General features: G+C 65.9%; 5 protein-coding genes and 3 pseudogenes. 6 read left to right on the top strand and 2 right to left on the bottom strand.

Going from position 1 to position 4765, the window contains the following annotated elements:
• Window positions 1-157: 157 nt before the first annotated feature.
• On the bottom strand, window positions 158-868 hold the full coding sequence (locus tag ACIBB8_RS37430; RefSeq protein ID WP_398959829.1) for an IS6 family transposase: 711 nt from the start codon (window positions 866-868) through the stop codon (window positions 158-160).
• Between the two features lie 43 nt (window positions 869-911).
• On the opposite strand from ACIBB8_RS37430, the pseudogene ACIBB8_RS37425 reads away from it, so the two are divergent.
• Window positions 912-1579 (top strand): annotated as a pseudogene (locus ACIBB8_RS37425) (Nramp family divalent metal transporter); the annotation flags it as partial.
• A 113-nt stretch (window positions 1580-1692) separates the two neighbouring features.
• Entirely contained in the window at window positions 1693-2016 is a 324-nt protein-coding gene (locus ACIBB8_RS37420; protein ID WP_398959825.1) for a putative quinol monooxygenase, read from the top strand.
• Window positions 2017-2106: 90 nt separating this feature from the next.
• On the opposite strand, the pseudogene ACIBB8_RS37415 reads toward ACIBB8_RS37420, so the two are convergent.
• Window positions 2107-2499, bottom strand: a pseudogene (locus ACIBB8_RS37415) (hypothetical protein); the annotation flags it as partial.
• A 70-nt stretch (window positions 2500-2569) separates the two neighbouring features.
• On the opposite strand from ACIBB8_RS37415, the gene ACIBB8_RS37410 reads away from it, so the two are divergent.
• The 4 genes and pseudogenes from ACIBB8_RS37410 to ACIBB8_RS37395 all read left to right on the top strand — a co-directional run.
• Window positions 2570-2875 carry a transposase gene (locus ACIBB8_RS37410; protein WP_398959823.1) on the top strand — a complete coding sequence of 102 codons (306 nt, stop codon included), beginning with the start codon at window positions 2570-2572 and terminating at the stop codon, window positions 2873-2875.
• A 5-nt stretch (window positions 2876-2880) separates the two neighbouring features.
• The gene (locus ACIBB8_RS37405; RefSeq protein ID WP_398959827.1) at window positions 2881-3783 is read left to right on the top strand and encodes an IS3 family transposase; all 903 of its coding nucleotides are present in this window, start codon (window positions 2881-2883) and stop codon (window positions 3781-3783) included.
• A gap of 111 nt (window positions 3784-3894) precedes the next feature.
• Entirely contained in the window at window positions 3895-4086 is a 192-nt protein-coding gene (locus ACIBB8_RS37400) for a hypothetical protein (protein WP_398959822.1), read from the top strand.
• A 55-nt stretch (window positions 4087-4141) separates the two neighbouring features.
• A pseudogene (locus ACIBB8_RS37395) lies at window positions 4142-4472 on the top strand (IS5/IS1182 family transposase); the annotation flags it as partial.
• Window positions 4473-4765 lie beyond the last annotated feature (293 nt).

The raw sequence follows: 4765 nt of genomic DNA, 5'->3' as shown, positions 1-4765 counted from the left end.
GCGGCCGACAGATCAACGCCAAGGCACACGGCCAGTCACGTTGCGGGTCAGGCCACCGCTCGGAGCGGCACCCGATCATCCTCACAGTCACGTTGTTGGGTGTGTGGGTGTCTGACGGTGTGTTGAGGTGTGGTGGGGCCGGGTGCCGGCCCTGGACTCAGGCCGCGGCAGGCCGGCCGGTGATGCCGGTGATCTGCTCCCAGATGGCGAAGCGGACGGTCATTTCGGCGCGGTGTTGGGTGCCGGTCATCAGGTGGCGGCGGGGCCGGAAGTGGGGTGAGATGCCGCTGAACGCGGACAGGAACCGCTGCGCGGCGCCCACGCTGCGGAAGCCTTTCATCGCCCGTTCGCGTTGCCGGGTGGGCTGATGACTGTTCTCGGCCCGGTTGTTCAGACCCTTGTGGGAACGGTGCTCGACGGAGGGCATGACCTTGCGGTGGGCCGCGCCGTAGGAGCGGAGCTTGTCCGTGACGATCACCCGCGGCACCCCGCCCGTCTTCGTCAGCAGCGTGCGGAAGAAGCGCCTGGCCGCAGCCGTGTCCCGGCGGCTCTGCACCAGGATGTCCAGCACGTTGCCGTCCTGGTCGACAGCCCGCCACAGGTATTTCTGCTCACCGTTGATCTTGATGAAGACCTCGTCCAGATGCCACTTGTCGCCGGGCTGGGGCCGCCGGCGGCGCAGTCCGTTGGCGTACTGCTGACCGAACTTCAGGCACCAGCGGCGGATCGTCTCGTACGAGACGATCACACCGCGCTCCAGCATCAGCTCCTCGACCTCACGGAAACTGAGCGGGAACCGGAAGTACAGCCACACGCAGTGCGAGATCACCTCGACCGGATACCGGTGCCCCTTGTACGACGGCGACATGCCCTCCACAAACGACCCCCTCCACCATGATCAACCCGAAGATCTTGCGGCGTACAGCTATTGGGTCAACGCGAAGGGCTGGACGAACACCGGCTGGATGAAGGTGATGCGGCTCGACAACCGGGTCGCGTACGCCACCACGGGCATCTTCGTGGTCGCCATGCTCGTTGTCGGCGCGGAGCTGCTGTACTCCGTCAACGTGGCCATCGCGAGCGGCGACAAGGGCCTGATCCAGCTCGGCGACATTCTGGAGGCGGAGTACGGCGCGGCGACCGCCAAGTTCTTCCTGATCGGCTTCTCGCGACGTCCTTCACCTCACTGATCGGCGTCTGGCACGGCGTGAGCCTGATGTTCGCGGACTTCGTGGAGCGCTACCGCAAGCGCGCGGCGACGACGGGGGAGGAAGTCGCCTCGGGCGAGCGGGAAAAGTCGTGGCCGTTCCGCGCGTATTTTCTGTGGCTGACGTTCCCGCCCATCGTGCTGCTGTTCCAGGGCCAGCCCTTCCGCCTGATCATTCTGTACGGCGTCCTGGGCGCGGCCTTCCTCCCGTTCCTCGCGGGCACGCTGATGTGGCTGCTCAACTCCTCGCGTACGCCGAGGGAATGGCGCAACGGCGTGCTGAGCAACGTCATGCTGGCCGTCGCCGGTCTCCTCTTCCTGATTCTGTGCGTGAAGCAGATCTGGGACCAGCCCTGGTCAGAGTTCTTCTGACCAGCCCGTAGGGCGATTCCCACCTGGTGATAACGGATCTTCCGCCCTCGCTGGATGCGTGCTTCAGTGGTAGCGCGCCGGGCCCGCCGGCGCGCTACCAAGGAGCATCAGCAATGGAATCTGTGGTTGTCATCAGCACCCTTCGTCTGCGCGAGGACAAGACGGACGAGGCCCGCAAGGTCATCGAGTCGCTGGTCGCGCGGACCCACGAGTACGAGGGCTGCCTCACGTTCGCGGCACATGAGGACGCGGCCGACGCGCTCACCCTGGTCCTCGTCGAGCACTGGGCCTCGCAGGAGGCCGTCGACGCGCACAGCCAGGCCCCCTACCTCGCCGAAGCCATGGGCCGGGTGGGCGAGCTGCTCTCCGCCGAGCCCGAGATCCGCTTCCTCACCCCGCTCGGCTACGGCACGGCCGACAAGGCCAAGCTGCGCTGATCACCCGCGCCGCACAGGCAGGGCCTCCTGAGCCGACGCAGCGACCGCGGCGCTGCGTTGACCTCCTGGGCCGTCTCTCACAGCAGTCGCTCAAAGAAGCTTCAGCCATTTCGGGCTGAGGGCGATCGTCTGCAGCTCCTCCATGGTCAGCGCGGGGGTGTCACGCGTCGCCGCGGAGTTCTGATCGCCGGTGTTGAACGCGCTGACGACCACCCGCATGCCGTCGGGCCTGATGGTGTCGGCGGTCCACATCACGACTCCCGCGCCGCTCTTCTCGCCGGGCTCCTTCCGCGTCACGACCTTGGTGCCGTCGGGCAGCGTCTCGGCGTCCGCGCCGAAGAGCCGGTCCTTGACGTCCGACATATCGCCCTGAACGTTGATCTGGACCAGGCTCCTGCCCTTGCCGTCATCGACGATCACGTACGCGAACTCGGTCTCCTGGCCCCCCTTCGCCTTCACTTCCACGCGCTTGGGGAGCAGCGAGATGAAGTTCCCCCTCTGAAGTGGACAGCCTGATACTGGGACGGATTGGTCCCGGAGGAAGCAGTCCAGGTTGAGTGGCAAGAGCAATATGAGCAAGCGGTACACCTCGGAGTTCAAGCGGGACGCGGTGGCACTGGTCCGGTCGTCAGGGCGGAATGTCACCGAGGTCGTCCGGGAACTCGGCGTGAGTCCGGAGGGTCTTCGCGGCTGGGTGAAGCAGGCGAAGACTGACCGCGGCGAGGGGGTACCCGGCGCGCTGACCACGGCGGAGAAGGAAGAGCTCCAGCGGCTGCGCAGGGAGAACCGGGAACAGCAGCAGACGATCGAGATCTTGAAAAAAGCAGCGGCCTTCTTCGCGAAGGAGACGATGAAGTAGGCACACTGTGCCGCTTCATCGACGCGGAGAAGGCCGCCGAGACCAACCCCGCCGGCTACAGCGTGGCTCTGCTGTGCCGTGTCACGGGGATCAACCGCTCCACCTACTACTCCTGGCTGGCGGCCCGGCCGGCAGCAGCCGAACGGCATTGGGTGGAAAACGAGTTGATAGAGGAGATCCGCGAGATCCACGCCTCCTCACGGGGTGCCTACGGCGCCCCGCGCGTGCACGCAGCGCTGCGGCGCAAGGGCCATGCGATCAACCGGAAGAAGGTCGAGCGGATCATGCGCGAGCGTGACATCCGCGGCGTCACCCGCCGCAGGCGCCGCCACCTGACGCAGCAGGACACCAAGGCCGCACCGGCCCCGGACCTGGTCGGCCGCGACTTCACCGCTACCCGGCCCGGAACGAAGCTCGTCGGCGACATCACCTACCTGCCGACGATCGAGGGCTGGTGGTATCTCGCGACCGTCATCGACCTGGCGACGCGCGAGGTGATCGGGTACGCGATGGCCGAACACCACCGCGCCGAGCTCGTCACCGACGCCCTGCGGATGGCCGCCGGCCGCGGCGGCCTTCAGGGCGGCTGCATCATGCACACCGACCGTGGAAGCGAATATACAAGCGGCGAATTCCGCCGCGAGATAAGGGAGTTGTGCCTGAGACAGAGCATGGGGCGAACCGGCATATGTTACGATAACGCCGCAGCCGAGAGTTTCTTCGGACTGCTGAAAGCGGAGATCGGCACCGCCGTCTGGGAGAGCCGCGAGGCGGCCCGCGCTGACGTCTTCCGCTTCATCGAGGTCGAGTACAACCGCACCAGGCTCCGCAGGCACCCCGAGTTCGGGTACCTCACCCCACTCGAAACCCGAGCCAGGCTGCAGCACGACTTCACCCCCGCAGCGTAAGTAACCGCTGTCCAACATCAGGGGGGAACTTCATTCCTGCCCTTCGCCGACTCCATCGACGGCGACCAGCTGTGCTGGCTGACCGAAGGTGCCACACCGGACAACTGGCCGTTGATCGTTGTACCGCGCCATGCCGACCAAGGCCCACCGCTCAACACCAACCTCACCAAAACCCTGCTGGAGTGGCTGCGCGGCCGGTTCGCGACCGAGGACCTGCCCCCGCTCGGACGCCGCGACGAGGACCCCCTCGACTACATCGAATTCGAGCCCTACGACGCAGAACCAGCCGCTGATGACCAATGATTCAGCGCCGCATCGGTCGAGTTTGAGGTAGGTAGCCGACTCCATCAGCCCAACCCACCCTGTCGCTGCCGCTCCACGGCAGGCTTCTGCGATCTCGGCGGGCGGCTCATTCGGGGAAGCGGAGGCGATCTGCTTCGCGGACAAGGGGTACCAAGGTACCGGCCCCGCGGTCCTGGTGCCCTACCGCGGCCAGTGGGAGAACCGGCCCGCAGGTCAGCAGGCAGTGAACGTCCCCCATGGGAAGATCCGGGCCCTGGGCGAGCAGGCCACGGCCACGCTGAAGGACTGGCCGCTGACCTGCGGAAGCTGAGGTGTTCCATCATCCGCATCACCACCCTGGTTCAGGCCGTCCTTACTTGCATCTGACCAGGTCAGACCGAGGATGAAAAACGCTCAGTGAGCCTTTTCCAACCTGACGGCTGGTCCAACTGGGACGAGGACGCGGAGCTCCTTGCCCCTCCTCGGCCGGTACCCCGCCAGGTGTGGAAGCCGGTCTTCCGAAGACGGAAGCCGCCCCGACGTCGGCGATGCCTAGTGTCTTGTGATTCCGTCAGCGTTACTTGATCTTGTGTGGCAGGGTCTTTTGGGGCTCCCCTGTCGCTTCCGTGGGTCGTTGACCTGGGCTGATATGCAGAACACGCCGTACCCCGGCTACGTTTCGACTTGCGACGGTACGAAA

Origin of the sequence: Streptomyces sp. NPDC051286 (assembly GCF_044455345.1) — a bacterium.
Lineage (GTDB): Bacteria > Actinomycetota > Actinomycetes > Streptomycetales > Streptomycetaceae > Streptomyces.
This window is presented reverse-complemented; position numbering and strand designations above follow the sequence as displayed.

What these genes read in the sequence shown, in the direction of transcription:
- ACIBB8_RS37430 (WP_398959829.1), bottom strand. Translation starts at nt 868, where the DNA reads ATGTCGCCGTCGTACAAGGGGCACCGGTATCCGGTCGAGGTGATCTCG.
- ACIBB8_RS37420 (WP_398959825.1), top strand. Translation starts at nt 1,693, where the DNA reads ATGGAATCTGTGGTTGTCATCAGCACCCTTCGTCTGCGCGAGGACAAG.